The sequence below is a fragment of the Ruegeria sp. BHSC029 genome (genome assembly GCF_059613085.1).
This window is the reverse complement of sequence record NZ_JBXWRU010000009.1, coordinates 31928-47759: the sequence shown is the minus strand read 5'-3', so window position 1 is coordinate 47759 and position 15832 is coordinate 31928. Positions and strand designations below refer to the sequence as shown.

15 protein-coding genes are annotated in these 15832 nt (G+C 64.0%); 5 read left to right on the top strand and 10 right to left on the bottom strand.

Annotated elements, in window-relative coordinates; genetic code table 11:
- Positions 1 to 28: 28 nt before the first annotated feature.
- Positions 29 to 1231 carry an Aq_097 family APC-type transporter gene (locus AC2FML_RS18635; RefSeq protein WP_496784051.1) on the bottom strand — a complete coding sequence of 401 codons (1203 nt, stop codon included), beginning with the start codon at positions 1229 to 1231 and terminating at the stop codon, positions 29 to 31.
- Positions 1232 to 1617: 386 nt separating this feature from the next.
- Between AC2FML_RS18635 and AC2FML_RS18630 the strand changes: the two genes are divergently transcribed.
- Positions 1618 to 3006, top strand: a complete 1389-nt coding sequence (locus AC2FML_RS18630) for a bifunctional enoyl-CoA hydratase/phosphate acetyltransferase (RefSeq protein ID WP_496784050.1) — start codon at positions 1618 to 1620, stop codon at positions 3004 to 3006.
- Positions 3003 to 4250 carry an acetate/propionate family kinase gene (locus tag AC2FML_RS18625; protein WP_496784049.1) on the top strand — a complete coding sequence of 416 codons (1248 nt, stop codon included), beginning with the start codon at positions 3003 to 3005 and terminating at the stop codon, positions 4248 to 4250. Before AC2FML_RS18630 ends, AC2FML_RS18625 begins: the two co-directional genes overlap by 4 nt.
- A gap of 224 nt (positions 4251 to 4474) precedes the next feature.
- Here AC2FML_RS18625 and gph read toward each other — a convergent pair whose 3' ends face one another.
- On the bottom strand, positions 4475 to 5149 hold the full coding sequence (gph, locus tag AC2FML_RS18620; RefSeq protein ID WP_170366743.1) for a phosphoglycolate phosphatase: 675 nt from the start codon (positions 5147 to 5149) through the stop codon (positions 4475 to 4477).
- A 220-nt stretch (positions 5150 to 5369) separates the two neighbouring features.
- On the opposite strand from gph, the gene hemP reads away from it, so the two are divergent.
- On the top strand, positions 5370 to 5537 hold the full coding sequence (gene hemP, locus AC2FML_RS18615) for a hemin uptake protein HemP (RefSeq protein WP_005978533.1): 168 nt from the start codon (positions 5370 to 5372) through the stop codon (positions 5535 to 5537).
- On the top strand, positions 5534 to 6010 hold the full coding sequence (locus AC2FML_RS18610) for a hypothetical protein (protein WP_170337651.1): 477 nt from the start codon (positions 5534 to 5536) through the stop codon (positions 6008 to 6010). The genes hemP and AC2FML_RS18610 overlap by 4 nt, the downstream gene beginning before the upstream one ends.
- Before the next feature lie 43 nt (positions 6011 to 6053).
- Here AC2FML_RS18610 and AC2FML_RS18605 read toward each other — a convergent pair whose 3' ends face one another.
- The 6 genes from AC2FML_RS18605 to AC2FML_RS18580 form a co-directional block, all read right to left on the bottom strand.
- Complete coding sequence (locus AC2FML_RS18605) at positions 6054 to 9119, bottom strand: aminotransferase class III-fold pyridoxal phosphate-dependent enzyme (protein WP_496784048.1); 3066 nt, start codon at positions 9117 to 9119, stop codon at positions 6054 to 6056.
- Positions 9120 to 9221: 102 nt separating this feature from the next.
- Positions 9222 to 10094 (bottom strand): NAD(P)-dependent oxidoreductase, encoded by an 873-nt coding sequence (locus AC2FML_RS18600; protein ID WP_496735742.1) that lies wholly within the window; start codon positions 10092 to 10094, stop codon positions 9222 to 9224.
- Positions 10095 to 10227: 133 nt separating this feature from the next.
- A complete protein-coding gene (locus AC2FML_RS18595; RefSeq protein ID WP_170443690.1) occupies positions 10228 to 10986 on the bottom strand; it encodes an SDR family NAD(P)-dependent oxidoreductase in 759 nt (252 codons plus the stop codon).
- Positions 10983 to 11915, bottom strand: coding sequence for an SDR family oxidoreductase (locus AC2FML_RS18590; RefSeq protein WP_496735741.1), 933 nt, complete (start codon positions 11913 to 11915; stop codon positions 10983 to 10985). Before AC2FML_RS18590 ends, AC2FML_RS18595 begins: the two co-directional genes overlap by 4 nt.
- Positions 11912 to 12814, bottom strand: coding sequence for a bile acid:sodium symporter family protein (locus AC2FML_RS18585; protein ID WP_496784047.1), 903 nt, complete (start codon positions 12812 to 12814; stop codon positions 11912 to 11914). The genes AC2FML_RS18590 and AC2FML_RS18585 overlap by 4 nt, the downstream gene beginning before the upstream one ends.
- Positions 12811 to 14127 (bottom strand): flavin-containing monooxygenase, encoded by a 1317-nt coding sequence (locus AC2FML_RS18580; protein ID WP_496784046.1) that lies wholly within the window; start codon positions 14125 to 14127, stop codon positions 12811 to 12813. Before AC2FML_RS18580 ends, AC2FML_RS18585 begins: the two co-directional genes overlap by 4 nt.
- A 64-nt stretch (positions 14128 to 14191) precedes the next feature.
- Here AC2FML_RS18580 and AC2FML_RS18575 point away from each other — a divergent pair, with 64 nt between their 5' ends.
- Positions 14192 to 14866, top strand: coding sequence for a TetR/AcrR family transcriptional regulator (locus tag AC2FML_RS18575; protein ID WP_222457158.1), 675 nt, complete (start codon positions 14192 to 14194; stop codon positions 14864 to 14866).
- A gap of 51 nt (positions 14867 to 14917) precedes the next feature.
- Here the strand turns inward: AC2FML_RS18575 and AC2FML_RS18570 are convergent, their stop codons facing one another.
- Positions 14918 to 15166 carry a hypothetical protein gene (locus tag AC2FML_RS18570; protein WP_174819685.1) on the bottom strand — a complete coding sequence of 83 codons (249 nt, stop codon included), beginning with the start codon at positions 15164 to 15166 and terminating at the stop codon, positions 14918 to 14920.
- A 47-nt stretch (positions 15167 to 15213) separates the two neighbouring features.
- The gene (locus AC2FML_RS18565) at positions 15214 to 15828 is read right to left on the bottom strand and encodes a pyridoxamine 5'-phosphate oxidase family protein (RefSeq protein WP_496735736.1); all 615 of its coding nucleotides are present in this window, start codon (positions 15826 to 15828) and stop codon (positions 15214 to 15216) included.
- Between the last annotated feature and the right edge of the window lie 4 nt (positions 15829 to 15832).

The following is a 15832-nucleotide window of genomic DNA, read 5'->3' as shown; positions in this document are numbered from 1 at the left end:
CGGTTTTTGGCTGGGTAAGGTCAGAGCGTCATTCGACGGGCAATCCGAATACCGCGATTGCTGCACCAAGAATGCAGAACAGTGCAAACACCAACGCGCGGAAGGGCAGATTTTGCTGAGACGCCGACCGGGCCGCGATGCCGGCCTGCAGCGCGTAATAGACTGCAAAGGCGCGCGACGCATAGCTGATGATTTCAAAGACATTCGATGTCCAGGTCAGTATCAACCCGACGCCAACCAGAACGGTATAGGCGGTCCGTTCAGAGATGCGCCCGCCTGAAATCTCGGACAGCAGTCCACCGGACCCGCTGGTATCCGCGACGGCGGCGCTGAACTGGGCCGACAGGGCCGCAATAACCAGAAGAACAGGCAGTATCGGGGCGACGACCTGCATCAGGTCAATGATCGCCGTTTCGTCCAGAACCAAGCCGCCCGGTTCGACCGAATAGGTCAACAGGCCGATATAGGCCAGGTAAACCGCGCTTGCGATCAACTGGGCCCACCGCATGGAGCGAATGCGGGTTTCCGCATCATAGGCGTGGCCGAGGTAACGCGAGGTTTCAAATCCCTGCACTGTTACGATCAGGCCCGCCAACAACATGAACGCGTGCGAGCCGCGCTCGGCCGGCGGGTCAAAGACAAGCGCATCGTGGCTGTATTGCTCGGCGAAATACGTGGCAAGTCCGACAAGCAGCCCGGCGATGATTGCCAGTTTCAGGCCGACTGAAATCTGCTCCAACCGTTCCAGCGCGGAAAACCCCCGGGTGCAGCCAACGAAAAGGATCAGCACAAGCACGCCCGAGGTCACAAGGCGGGCATGAAACGCGTCATCCACCTGGGTCAAGCTCACGCCAAACGAGCCGAACAGGTTCAGGTAGTAGGCGACCGAAATGAAGTAGGCAAAAGACAGGCTTGCCGACGCGACCCTTTCGGCCCGCTCGATACCGGCACCCCGGTCGGATCTGTGCGCAATGTCGCGGATGTTGTATCGAATTGCGCTTCCAAACCCCCAGGCCGCGGCGCAGAGGCCCAGCATGGCAAGCGGCGCCAGATCGCCAAAACTGACGTCCAGGATTGGACCAAGAACAAGGAACCCGCTGCCGATGATCGACGCCAGCGGGGTGATCGAGGCTCTCCACATCCGGGAATTGGCGACACGTGGCCAAACCAGAATGGCCAAGACCACCACGACCGCGGACAGGATCAACGTATTCTGCAACTCGGTCGTCAAGGGAACGGTTCGGCCTCGCTAGTGCTCGTCGGGACGCCGCTGGTGGGGGTTCAATCGCTGAGGGGCGATCATGGTATGTGTACCGGCATCCAAGGTCGCTCAGATTTACCAATCAGCGGTATCCCGTTCAACTCTGGCGCTTGGTTGTGCCGCGTTCCATCGCCTTTTCCCAAGCCAGATGGCGGGCGCGTCAAAAAAACCGGGTGGCTGTCAACGTCTTGTTGCATCGCTCGTGCAAGGTCTTCCTGCGCGCCAAAATGACGTGACGTGCTGGGGTATGAGTTGGACATTTCGCGTGTAATCCATCAGGTTCCGGGCAACACAGCTCCGGTCGCTCGGCCCAGCCATGGCCGCGTTCGGCGCGCAGCATTCGCAGGTTGAACCAGATGCAGTATCACAACAAACCTTACGATCAGCTCAACATCGGGGACACGGCCGAACTGAAACGTCTGTGCACCGAGGATGACTTTTATGCCTTCGCCGCGAATTCGGGCAATCACAACCCGCTGCACCTGGCCCATGAGGACGGGGATGGAGACGACCGGCCCGAGGCGGTGGCGCCATCGCTGTTCGTGGGCGCGCTGATCTCGGCGGTTCTGGGAAACATCCTTCCCGGGGCCGGGACGCTTTACAAATCGCAACAGTTCGACTTCGTGGGCCGTGCCATGGCCGGGGACGAGCTTTTGGCGCGCGTGGTCGTCACGGAAAAGCGTGCAAACCGCGAGGTGGTCCTGGATACCACCGTCACCCGATGCAGGGATGGTGCGGTCATCGTCAGCGGCAAAGCCGTGGTAATAGCGCCGGACCGCGCCCTGTCGTTCCGCGAAATCGAGGTTCCCGGCCTGATCGTTCAGCGGCACCGTCACTTCGACGCGTTGCTGGAGAAATCCCGGCCGCTGGATCCCATCCCGACCGCCGTCGTCGCGCCGGAGGACCCGAACTCGCTGGGCGGCGCGATCCTGGCTGCGCGGGAAACGATCATTGAGCCGATACTTGTCGGTCGCCCGGACTTGATCGGGCAGGCGGCGCAGGAACTGGGCGAAAAGCTGGATGGTTTCGAAATTGTCGCCGCGGAAGAGCACAGCGAAGCCGCCCGCATCGCCGTCGACCTTGTGGTCGAAGGCCGGGCCGGGGCGCTGATGAAGGGGCATCTGCACACCGATGATCTGCTGAGGGCCGCATTGCGGAAGGATCAGGGATTGCGCGCGGGCCGGCGCTTTACCCATGTTTTCGTCATGGACGTGCCCGGGCAACCGCATCCGCTGCTGGTGACCGACGCCGCGATCAATATCGAGCCCGATCTGCAAACCAAGATCGACATTACCCAGAACGCGATTGATCTGGCGATCTCGATCGGGATGGAAACGCCCAAGGTCGGCGTTCTGTCGGCGGTCGAGACGGTGAACCCGGCCATTCGGTCCTCGATCGACGCGGCGTTGCTGTCCAAAATGGCTGAACGGGGCCAGATCATAGGAGGCTTGGTCGACGGTCCGCTGGCCATGGACAATGCGGTCAGCATGGCCGCAGCACGGATCAAGGGGATCGTCTCGCCAGTGGCCGGACAGGCCGACATACTTGTGGTTCCGAACCTGGATGCGGGCAACATGCTGGCCAAACAGCTGACATATATCGCCAACGCCGAAGCGGCAGGGGTGGTTCTGGGGGCGAAGGTGCCGATCATCCTGAACAGCCGCGCGGATGACGACAAGGCGCGTTTGGCATCCTGCGCCGTGGCTGCCCTGCACGCCGCCCGCATTGCCGGGGGGCGGTCATGAGCCATGTCATCACGCTGAACGCAGGCTCGTCGTCTCTGAAGTTCGGGCTGTTTTCGTTGCCATCCGATGACCCGGTTGCAATCTGCACCGGAATCGTGGACCGCATCAGCGCCGCTGGCGCGACCATCCGCGCCAAAACGTCGGATGGCCGCACGTTGGGCGGTGATGTGGCAGACGGGATTGCCGATCATAACGAGGCCCTGAACCATGTTCTGGACCTGATCGTCCAGCAATTTCCCGCGGCCAATATTGCAGCCGTCGGCCACCGCATCGTTCACGGTGGTCCTGACCACGATCAACCGATCTTGCTGACACCTGAAAGCCTTGCAGCGCTTGACGAACTCTCGCCGTTCGCGCCGTTGCACCAGCCCTACAACCTCAGCGGCGTTCGTGCCTCGGTCGAGCGGTTCCCCGATGCGGTGCAGGTTGCCTGTTTCGACACCGCCTTTCATCGCAGTCACCCTTGGGTCAACGATACGTTTGCCTTGCCGACCGAGTATTATGACAAGGGCGTTCGCCGTTATGGGTTTCACGGCCTCAGCTACGAATACATCTCGGGCCATCTGGCCAAGACCGCGCCGCTGCTGCATGGCGGCCGGGTCATCGTGGCGCATCTGGGCAACGGCGCGTCGATGTGCGGTATGATCCACGGCCGCTCGGTCGGGTCCAGCATGGGGTTCTCGGCCATAGACGGTCTGCCTATGGGAACCCGATGCGGCCAGTTGGATCCCGGTGTCGTCCTCTACCTCATGGACCAGAAGGGCATAAGCGTGGATGAGATCACCGAACTTCTGTATCGCAAATCCGGTCTGCTGGGTCTGTCCGGTCTGTCCAGCGACATGCGAACTCTGGAAAAGTCCGACAGCGGCAGCGCGCGCCGGGCCATCAGCTATTTCAATTTCCGTGCGCGGCGTGAACTCGGTGCCCTTGCGGCTGTGCTGGGCGGGCTGGATGCGGTGGTGTTCACGGGTGGGATCGGCGAGAATTCTGCGCTGGTGCGCGAAAGGATTTGCGTCAATATGGGGTGGTTGGGGATTGAACTGGACCATGATGCCAATACGGACCACGCCCGGATTATCTCGACACCGCTGTCCCGGGTTCAGGTCATGGTCATCCCCACCAACGAGGAACTGGTGATCGCCCGTGCGGCTGCTCGCTTCGTCTATCCGCACATGTACGAGACGCTATTGGACAAAGCGAGCCCAACAGCGCCGCCCCCGGCCGATGGTTCGGGGCTTGAGTGATCAGGCGCTGGACGTCAGCGAAGGAAATCCTGCGAATTTTTCGCAAAAAATGTCTCTCTACGGGAAACCCCCAATTTCGGGCATAGGTGGGCTGGGCTATTGTCTGGTTAACCAAGGTCAAACTTGGCCTACCACTTTCCCCGAAGAGGGGCTGGCTACCTACCCCCTCAGCTGGCCCCTCAAAAACCCCAGAAAATCAGTTGAATCCCCCGGCAGCCAAAGCCTTAGAGCCCGGTGCCAGATAAGCCTGTGATGCGCATTGCCAGATCGGGGAGGCGCGCAAAGTCGTCGAAGCTGGCCAAATGGGGAAGTTCCGAGACCGGCGACTTTCGATACCCTTCCGAATACAGAATAAATGGGACTTGGGCACGTTGGGCGGTTTCTGCGTCCACTTCGCTGTCGCCCACAAAGACTCGCGCGTCGTTTGTGCCCAGTGCTTCGAACGTGGCGGTCAGGTGGGCGGGGTCGGGTTTGCGGGATTTTACTGTATCTCCGCCGATTACCACGTCGAAGAACTGCGCCAGATCCAGAACCTCAAGGATATGCTGCGCGGGCGCTTCCGGTTTGTTGGTGCAGACCCCTAGCGCGATATTTGCAGCCCGCAGTCGTCGCAGAGCGTCTTTGACACCTGGATAAGGCCTGGTGATCGCACTTGATGCCTGGCTGTAATGGTTCAGCGTGACCTGTGTCAGTTCGGAATGGCGCTCAATGCTCAGTCCGCAGTGGAGGATCACGCGCTCAACCAGTTTTGGCAGACCATTGCCGACGAATCCCCGGATCGTTTCTTCGGGCAGGGGCGCATAGCCCTGATCGGCCAGCATCCGGTTCGCTGCTGCCGCAATGTCGGCCAGGCTGTCCACCAGCGTGCCATCCAGATCAAACACGATTGCCGCCGTCATCTCCGCTCCCGTCTCTAAGTGCCGAGACCCGGCCTAACGGGCCTGCCGCAAGGGCGCAATGGTTCGGTGTGCGAATAGCAGGAAACCGGCACTTGACATACCTTAGTATTTTTATCAGATTAAGCATGAAGACACGCAGCCAACCCGGTTCCGGGCCAGCCAGATCCATGAAAGTTGAACGGAAAAGGCGCTTTGCCTGAACACAACCGGAGATGACCCGATGAACGCGCAGAACCCGAATCCGACCCAAGCCTATGCCGTTTCGATGCTGCCGGCCCACAAGGCCGAGGACCTGACGCAGGGCGGCAACCTGGCCCATATCGAACTGGGCGACCAGCTGTATACCCTGCGCATCACCCGCGCGGGTAAATTGATCCTGACAAAATGAGCGGCGCATCGACCCGGGGCGGCGCCCCGGTCGGACGGCTGGCCGATCTGACCCCGATCGAGGCTGGCGCCGTCATGTACCTGCGGATGTGGAGTGACGGGGCCGCCGGCCGTGCCGACGCCGCACATGACTTCGACATCGCGCTGGGCGCCGATCATGGGCAGCTGGCCATGCTGGCGCTGGATCGTCTGTGCAGCCTGTGCGCCCATCACGCCCGCCGCCCCTTGATCCGGCACGGGCTGGGCTGCGCCTGTCTGGGCGCGGACGAAAGCTGTTTCGCGCAGATGATCGCCGCGGCCTCGGAAGGGGCGCGCGAGGATGCGATGATGCTGGCCGCCTTGATCGTACGCCCCGATTTCGCGCCCGCGCTGGCGTCACTGTCCGAAGAGTTCGGGCTGGCCCTGCGGCGCATGACCTCCGCCGTTCCACTGCCGACCACCGGCCATCAGACCCCCTCGGCCGTGCTGCACTGACAGCGCGGTTCAGTGCCCTGGCCGAATTCGGCCGGGGCGTTTCTCAGCAGCAGCCGCACCCGTCATGGTGATGGCTGTGGTCGCACACCGGGGCAGGGGCATAGTCGCCCACCTCGGCCAACACAGACCGCAGCGCCCACAGGATCATGTCCACATCTTCGGCCTCGATGGTCAAAGGCGGGCGGATCTTCAGGATGTTGTCCTTCGGCCCCTCGCTGCCGATCAGGATGCGGTGGTCGCGCATCCGGTTCTTGACGTATCGGCAGATCTCGGTGCCTTCCGAGCCGTCGGGGTTGATCAGTTCGACCCCCAGAAACAGGCCCATGCCCCGCACGTCGCCCACACAGGCGAACTCGGCTTCGATCGCGCGCAGACCATCCATCAGCCGTGCGCCCATCACGCGGGCATTCTCCTGCAGGCCCTCGTCATCGACGATGTCCAGCACCTCTTTGCCGATCCGGCAGGACAGGGTCGAGCCGCCGAAGGTCGAGAAAAACTCGATCCCGTTGTCGAAACTGTCGGCGATCTCGCGCGTGGTGACCAGCACGCCCAGGGGGTGGCCGTTGCCGATGGGTTTGCCCAGAACCACGATATCGGGGGACGCGCCCTGATGTTCGAAGCCGAAATAGTACTCGCCCAGCCGGCCCAGGCCCGTCTGCACCTCGTCGGCGATGCAGACGCCGCCGGCGGCGCGGATCTTTTCGTAAACCGCTGGCAGATAGCCTTTTGGCGGGATGATCTGCCCTCCGACCGAGGGGAAGGTCTCGGCGATGAAACCGGCCACCCCATGCCCCTTGCGCTGCAGGGTTGCAATCGCGTCGTCGACCAAGTCGGCATATTTCTGCGCCCGGTCGGGGTCGTCACGTTTGAACCGGCCGCGATAATCGTCGGCGACCTCGACCAGTTCGACCCAATCGGCCTGGCCCACGCCGCCGGGCTTGTTGAATTTGTAGGCGGAAATGGCCACCGCCGCGTTGGTGTTGCCGTGATAGCCGTGATCGGGCGTCACCATGCCCTTGGCCCCGCTATGCGCCCGCGCCAGGCGCAGGGCCAGCTCGTTGGCCTCGGTGCCCGAGTTGACGAAGAAGCACACCTGCAGGTGTTCGGGCAGTTTCGACAGCAGCTTGTCGGCAAACTCCACCTGCGCCGGATGCAGATAGCGGGTGTTCGAATTCATCCGCTTCAACTGATCCGCCGCCACGGCCTGAATGCGCGGATGCGCGTGCCCCACATGCGGCACGTTGTTGTAGGCGTCCAGATAGGGCCGCCCCCATTCGTCGAACAGGTGATGTTTCCACCCACGCACCAGCATCACCGGGTCGTCATAGGTCAGGCTCAGGTTGCCGCCGAAATGCGCCCGCCGTTTGTTCAGGATCTCGGCCTTGTCGGTCGGGCGATAATAGACCTTCTCGTCCGGCAGGTTCAGCAGGGCCGCCGGGTTCGGGCAGACCGCATGCCACAGGTCCAGCTCGTCCGGGTCGGCGACGCCGGGCCAGTCGGCCTGCATGCCGGCCGTGGTCAGGGCCAGCTGGAAATGCACATGCGGCGCCCAGCCGCCGTTCTGGCCGGCATCGCCCAGCCGGGCGAATGCCGCCCCCTGCGCCACCGGGTCTCCGGGTTTCAACCGGTCACAGACCTCGGGGTCCAGATGCCCGTACAGCGTATAGAACGCGTCACCCTCGGGGGTTTCGTGATGCAGGATCACCACGCCGCCATAGTCCAGATGGTTCGCCCGGTTCTCGACCGCCTCGACCCGACCGCTCAGCGGCGCCAGCAAAGGCGTCCCCGCCGGCGCGAACACATCCACCGCCAGATGCACCGTGCGCCGGTCCGACGCTTTCCACGGACCCTTGCGGAAGGCAGGCTCGGCATAGATCAGGCGCGGTTCGTTGTAATAGCCCAGCCACAACCCGTCGCCGAATTCCGCGCCCACCCGCGCGGCTTCCTCCAGCGGCATGTGAAACGGGTTCTGCGGCCAGGTCGAGTTTTCGACCGACAGCGAACCCATCGGAACGTCCGACAGGTCCTGTCCCAACAACTGCGCAAACTGCCCGCGATGTTCTGACAGGTACGCGTGAATGCGCTCGGCCCCGTCGGTGACGGGCAGCCCGCAGACCGCCCGCAGCCGCGCCGACATCAGCTCGCCATTGACCGAACCATCCTCGAGAAACCGCCACGCCGGAGCCTGGCTGATGGTCACATAGGGGTCGTCCGGGTTTTCGGCGGCCATCAGCGTGGAGTTGACGACCGACACCGCCAGCCGCATCCGCAGCAGAGGCCAGATCAGGTCCACTTCCTGCGGGCGCAGCCGGTTTGCGGCGTGATAGCCCCGCACCAGCGCGGCCAGCGCCCGCTCGGGGTGTGGGTGATCCAGCACCACATACGCCCCGGCGATCGCCAGTTCACACATCCGCGGCCCGGCGCACATGTCGCCCAGGTCGATCAGGCCCGAAACCTGCCGGCGCTCCGACAGCTCTCCTTCGATCAGGATGTTGTAGTCATTCACGTCATTGTGGATGGCCTGCCGGGGCAGCTCGGCCAGCATGTTCGAGACGGCATCGAACTGCGCACAGATCTCGCGCAGAAGGGCCGCACGATCCTGGTCGGCAACGGCATCCAGCTTGTCAGCGATCCAGCCGGCCTGGGTCAGCTCCCATTTGAACTCCGGCCGCTCCAGGCCGGGATGCGAAAACCGCTCCAGCGCCCGATCGGTCGCCCCCAATACCCGGCCCAGTTTCAGGATCAGGTCCTCGGATTTCGGCGCAGCCTTGGCATAGCACCGGCCCGGCAGCCGCTCCAACAGCCACGCCAGCCGCGGCCGTCCCGCGTCGTCGTCGATCTGCGGCAGCAAACCGCCGTCCAGCCCGGGGATCACCTTGGGAAACGGCAGCCCGGGGGCCTCGGCCGCGATATGCTCCAACGCCTTGATCTGCAGATCCACCAATTGCGGGTCGCACCCGGCCCGCATGACCTTCAGAACGTAGTCCTGCCCATTGGTGGCCTGCACCAGGAAATTCAGGTCATATTCGCCATCCAGTCGCGACAGCCGGGCGTCCAGCCCCCAGACCCGCCGCAGCGCGGCCGCCCAAAAAGCACTGACATCATTCATTCAAACATCCGCCCCGTGCGCGCCGGGGCCCTCTTCATCTGGCCAAAAATATCCTCGGGGGGAATCGCGCCTTGGCGCGATGGGGGCAGAAAGCCCCCGGCCTTACCCCATCGCCCGCAGGCGCTTGATCAACGACGAAGTGTCCCAGCGGTCACCGCCCATCTTCTGCACATCCTTGTAGAACTGATCGACCAGCGCGGTCACCGGCAGCGATGCCCCGGTCTCGTCCGCCGTGTCCAAACAGATACCCAGGTCCTTGCGCATCCAGCCCACCGCAAAGCCGTGGTCGAAATGGTCGTCCAGCATGGTCTCGTACCGGTTCGACATCTGCCAGCTGCCGGCGGCCCCCTGGCTGATCACCTCGACCACCGCGCGCCCGTCCAGCCCGGCCTTCTCGGCGAAATGCAGCGCTTCGCTCAGGCCCTGAACCAGCCCTGCGATGGCGATCTGGTTACACATCTTGGTCATCTGGCCCGCGCCGCTGTCTCCGATGCGGCGGCAGATTTTGGCATAGACCTGCATCACCGGCTCGGCCCGGTCATAGGCGGCCTGATCGCCGCCGCACATGATCGACAGAACCCCGTTCTCGGCCCCGGCCTGACCGCCCGAGATCGGCGCATCGACAAAAGAGATCCCGCGCGCCTTGGCGGCCGCGTACAGCTCACGCGTGACCTTGGCCGAAACGGTGGTGTGGTCAACGAAAACCGAGCCTTCCGCCATGCCGCCGAACGCGCCGTCCTCGCCGGTGCAGACCATGCGCAGATCGTCGTCGTTGCCGACGCAGGCCATCACGAACTCGGCCCCCTCGGCGGCACCGCGCGGCGTGGTCGCCATCTGGCCACCATGCTGCGACACCCATTTCTCCGCCTTGGCCGCGGTGCGGTTGTAGACGGTCACGTCATGCCCGGCCGCCTGCAGATGCCCGGCCATCGGATAGCCCATGACGCCCAGGCCAAGGAATGCAACTTTCGCCATTTTCGAGATCCTCCCTGTGACCGGTCCGGGACATGAAACGTCCAATGGCCGGAATGCTTGCCAGAGACAAAGCAAAGCCGCGGCCAAAGGGCAACCCCGCACCGGGAGACAGGCCGCAAATAATGGCCGTGCGTCACGCGCCGCTGATATTGCGCTCCATTAGGCGTTGGTACAGGCGTGGGGCCAGCCGGTTCAGCCACCACGCCAGCCGCGCCACCCGGCCCACCGGGATGACGGGCCGCCCGCGATCCATCCCTTGCAGGATCACGCGGGCGGCCGCCTCGGGGGTCATCTCGTCCATGCCGTCGCTGGCAGATCCGGGGCGTGCGGTGCCATCCGGCTGCCGATCAGCCCGGCCCGGGTTGGTCGCCACGAATGATGGCGCCGCGATATGCACCCGCACGCCATGGGGGCGTTCTTCGGACCGCAGCGATTTGAAGAAACCTTCCAGCGCGTGTTTCGAGGCCGCATAGGCCGTGCGGTGATACAGCGGCGCAAATCCCGCCACCGACGAGATCGCCAGATGCGCACCTCGCGACCGGCGCAGCGCGGGCAGAAAGGCGCGGGCCATCGAGACGGCCGAAAAATAGTTGATCTCGAACACCTTGCGGTGGCTGGCGTCGTCGGACTGATCGAACCCGCAGATCTGGGTGATCCCGGCGTTGTAGATGACCAGGTCGATGCTGCCGCAATGCGCAAGCGTATCGTTCACGGCGCGCGCCAGTTGCGCCGGATCGGTCAGATCGCAGGCAATCGCCATTTGCGTAGCGGTGTCCTGCACCCCATCCACCTTCAGATCCAGCAGGACCACGCGCCATCCACGCTCTTGCAGCGCGGCCGAGAGCGCCTGACCCAGCCCGCCGGCCCCGCCCGAGATCACTGCGGTTTTCATAGGCCCACACTCCTTTTCCAAAGGTCGAACACCTCGGCGCTGGTCTTCTGCGGGACATAGCCGAACACGGTCTTCAGCGCCGTATTGTCCAGAACCGGTCGGTATTGCAGGAACCGCACCTGTTCAGGTCCATAGCGCGACAGGCCCAGAGGGCGGGCCACGGCCAGCGCCGCCTTGAGCGCCCACGCCGGCAGGCGCAGCACGGGTTTGTCCAGCGCGCGAGCCAGATCGTCGACGCCCAGCGCGCCGTCCCCGGCCACGTTGTACACCCCGGGCGGCCCATCGGTGGCTGCGCGTTTCAGGATGCGGGCCAGATCGCGGGTCCAGATGAACACGAAGGGGCTGTCGCTGCCCGCCACCGCCAGCAGGCGGGGTTTGCGGAACAGGGCGGTGATCTGGTTGTCGGTGCCGTCGCCCAGCACCGTGCCCACCCGCAGCACCACCTGCTCCAGCTGCGGCGCGGCGGTTCGGGCCTCGGCCAGCAATTCCTCGACCTGCCGCTTGTGGTCGGAATAGGGAAACTCGGGGTTGCCGCGCACCGGATCGGTTTCGCGCAGCGGCACCGGGTTGTCCGCGTGATAGCCATAGGCCGCTCCCGACGAGGTGACGACCAGCCGCCGCACGCCATGGGCCAGCGCGGCATCGACCACCTTGCGCGTGCCCCCCACATCCACCGCATGGGCCTCGGCCCGCGACATGCCGGGCGGAGGCGTGACGATCGAGGCCAGATGCACGACCACCTCGGGCTTCACCTTGGCGATCACCCGGGCCGGGTCGCCCGTGGTGACATCCATGCGTAGAAACGGAACCTCGTCCGGCAGCATGTCCGGGCGGCGCAGGTCGGTGGCAAACACCTCATGGTCGCTCAGCTCGTTCAGCAGGGCGCGGCCGACCAGCCCCGCAGCGCCGGTGATCAGAATGCGGGTCATCGGGCAGCCTCGGTCCGGGCCATCAACTGCGCCAGAGCCAGCCCCGAGATGGCATGCCAGATCCCCCAGAAGGCGGCCACCACGGCCATGCCGCCCAAGCCGTTGAAAAAGGCGAAGATCAGCACCAGTCCAAGGCCCGAATTCTGGATGCCGGTCTCGATCGTGATTGCACGCCGGTCAAAGGGGGACAGCCGGGTCAGAGTGGCCACAACCCAACCGCCCCCCAGTGCCAGTGCGTTGTGAAGGATCACAAGCCCGGCGACCGCCCCGGCGTAGCCTAGGAAGAAACTCCAGTTGGCCGCCAGGGCGAGCACGATGAAAGCCACGAAAATGGCCATGGACAGGATCTGCAGCGGCCCGCGCAGCCGCGCCGTCAGGGCGGGGCGCTTCTGGTTCAGGGTCACCCCCAGAACCAGCGGCAGGATCAGCATCAGCCCGACGATGATGGCGATTTGCACCGGGTCGATCTGGGTCTGCTGCAGAATGGCGCGGCTCGGCGGATACAGCCCGCCCCACAGCGCGATGTTGAACGGGGTCATCACGATGGCCCCGATGGTGGCGAAGGCGGTCATCGACACCGAAAGCGCCGCGTTTCCGCCCGCCCGATGGGTGATGAAATTCGAGATGTTGCCCCCCGGGCAGGCCGCGACCAGGATCAGCCCCAAGGCGATCGACGGGCGCGGCTCGGTCAGCCAGACCAGCAGGAAGGTCAGCGCCGGCAGCACCAGGAATTGCGAGGCCAGTCCCACCACCACTGGCTTGGGCGCGCGCCGCAGCCGGTCGAAGTCGCGTGGCGACAGGTCGATGGCGATCGAGAACATCACGATCGCCAGAATCGCGTTCAGCAGGGTCAGCGAGCCGGGGCTGAAATTCAGCGTGATCTCGTCGATGCCGGTCATGCGCGGGCTTTCCGGAACCGCGCGATCCAATCCGTCACCGCCTTGCGATAGGTCGCCTTGTCGACGTAATAGGCCATGCGGGGCAGGTTCAGGTACTGCATGCCTCCGGTGGCGCGCTGATAGTCTTCTAGTTTTTCCGCCTTCAGCGCCGCGGCCACGGGGCAGCCGGACTGAAGACCCTTGATATAGCGCGCCACCATTTCGGCCTGCTCGTGGCGACCTTGCCAGCCCAGCCCGGTGGCCTCGATCATGCCCAGCACGAACAGGTCGTCGCGTTCGGGATGCATGGCGTTCAGGTACAGATGCGGCGCGTCGCCCTGCCAGTTCAGCAGGTTGGGGTCGATGAACGGGTAATGCAGCTTGTACCCGGTCGCGGCCAGGATCATGTCATAGTCGCTGGCGCTGCCGTCCTTGAAGTGAACGGTGCGGCCCTCGATCCGGTCGATATCGGGGCGAATGCGCAGGTCGCCGTGGCCTGCGTGGTACAGGACCAGCGAATTCACCACCGGGTGGCTTTCGTACAGTTTGTAGTCAGGCTTGGGAAAGCCGTATTTCTGCGGGTCGCCCACGAACCAGCGCAGGATCATCCCGTCGATCCGGCGCTTTAGCCACATGGGCAGGCGGATCATCCCGCCCAGCGTGTCGGCGGGTTTGCCAAAGACGTATTTCGGCACGAAATAGTATCCCCGCCGCATCGAAAGGTCGCACTGCGCGGCGTGATGGATGGCGTCCACCGCAATGTCGCACCCGGAATTGCCCGCGCCCACGACCAGCACCCGCTTGCCGTCGAACTGGCTGGGATAGCGGTACTGCGAGGCGTGGATCAACTCGCCGTCGAACTTGCCGGGAAAATCGGGCATGTTGGGCTCCGACAGGGTACCGTTCGCGATCAGCACCCCGGCAAACTCACCGCTATGCGTTCCCTGGTCGTCCCGCCAGGTCAGCCGCCAACCATCGCCCGGCGCACCCAGCGGCGACGCGTCGATCACCTCGGCATTGAACCTGTAGTGATCGCGCAGTCCGAAATGATCGGCAAAGGCCCGAAAATAGTCGCGCATCTGCCGGTGCGAGGGGTATTCGGCCACGTCGTCGCCCATCGGGAAATCGGCAAATTCGGTCATCGACTTGGATGAGATCAGATGCGCGGATTCGTACATGGTCGACCGTGGCGCATCGATATCCCACAACCCGCCCACATCGGAATGCAGCTCGAACCCCTGGAACGGGATGCCCTGTTCCTTCAGCACCTTGGCCGCCGCCAGCCCCATCGGACCTGCGCCGATCAAGGCATATGCCTTGCGCGCTTGTGTCATGAACCCTCCCCTGCTCGTGGCGCTTAACTTGAACGATCGTCCAAAATAAGGCAAGATGAAAAACATGAGCGCGAAATACATTGAAAAACAAAGGCAAAGGGCGCCGTCGGCCCGGTCGCTGGAAACCAAGGCGCGGATTTTGGACGCGGCCGAGGCGCTGTTTGCCGAACGGGGATTCGAGGGCGCCTCGATCCGCGACATCGCCACGCGCGCCGGGGTGCAGGTGGGTTTGGTCCACCACCATGGCGGCGGCAAGGAAGAGCTGTTCTTCCAGACCGTCGCACGCCGAGCCGACGAGCTTGCCCGGATCCGGATGCAGGCGCTGGAGGATCAGCGTGCGCAAGGCCCGCTGACCCTGCGAGGTATTTTGGACTGTTTCATCCGCCCCTATGTCAGTCTTGCCGAATCCGGCGGCCCGGGCTGGATGGCCTACGGGCGGCTGGTGGCGCATGTGTCGGTCGATCCGCGCTGGCGCCATATTGCGGCCGAGTGTTTCGACCCCACCGCTCAGCTCTTCATCCGTGAGATCGCCGCACTGTATCCGCAGGCCGACCCGGCGCTTTTGGCCACTGGCCAGGTCTATTCGGTCTCGGCGATGCTGGCGCATCTCAACAGCGCCTGGCGGGTGCAGGCACTGTCACAGGGGGGCGATCTGTCCGGGATCGACCAATTGGTCGAATTCTGCGCCGCGGGGATCGAGGCAATGGTGCACTCGGGCCGCGCTCGGCTCAGTCGATAGCGCGGGCGGTGCCCGAGACGCGCGGGGATTCAAGATCTCGGTCCTCAATTGTCAATTTGTCGGCAGCTTGGGTGAAGACTCGGGCTTTGGTTGCGCCTTGGATTCTGTGTAGGGGGTGAGCACGGGATAAGCGCTCTGCATCGCTTCGATGGTCTGTGCCCGGAACTGGGTCTGAAACGGGTCGGGCTCGGCGGCGCGCACGGCCTCGGGCGAGAGGTAGAAGCCGACGGTCACGACCGAAACGGCAAAGACCGATCCGGCGGTCAGGGTGGCGAGGGTGTTGGTAATCGCGCGTAGCATGGCATTGATACTCCTGTTGCTGACGGGTTCGGGGTCTTGGGGGTGGCTCAGGCTTTCCGGGCCAGGGCCTGCTTCAGTTGGTCGTTCTCGGCCTGCAGCTGGGCCAATTGGCGGCCAAGCGCGTTCAGATGCGGGCGCAGCTCGGCCTCGGTGAAGCGGGGAGTGATGTGGCGCGGGCAGTTCCAGTCCAGCGCCGCGACCTGGATGATCGCCGCGCGTTCGGCCTCGGCCGCGTCAGGGAAAAGGTCGCGCGCGGCCTCGGCCCCTTCGCGAAAGTCCACGCGGCCCAGGATCTTGAGCCTGCGCTGGTTGGCATAGTCCATAAGGATCAGCGCGATCCGGTCATTGCCGTCCAGATTCCCGCGCGAGATATACTGTTTGTTGCCCGTGAAATCGGCATAGCCGATGGTCCGGTCGTCCAGCACCTTCAGAAACCCCGCCGGGCCGCCGCGATACTGGACATAGGGCCATCCGGTCTCGGACACGGTGGATTGATAGAACCCGTCGCGCGCCTCGATGAAGGCCTGCTCGGTGGGGCCGATCAGGTGACCCTGCTGCGGGCCGCCGTCGATGAACTTGGCGTAGGAGGCGGCGGACCCCATCCGCTCTTGATGGGCGCGGACGGCGGGAGTGAAGGTCAGTTCGGAAAAGGCGCGGGGCATGGGG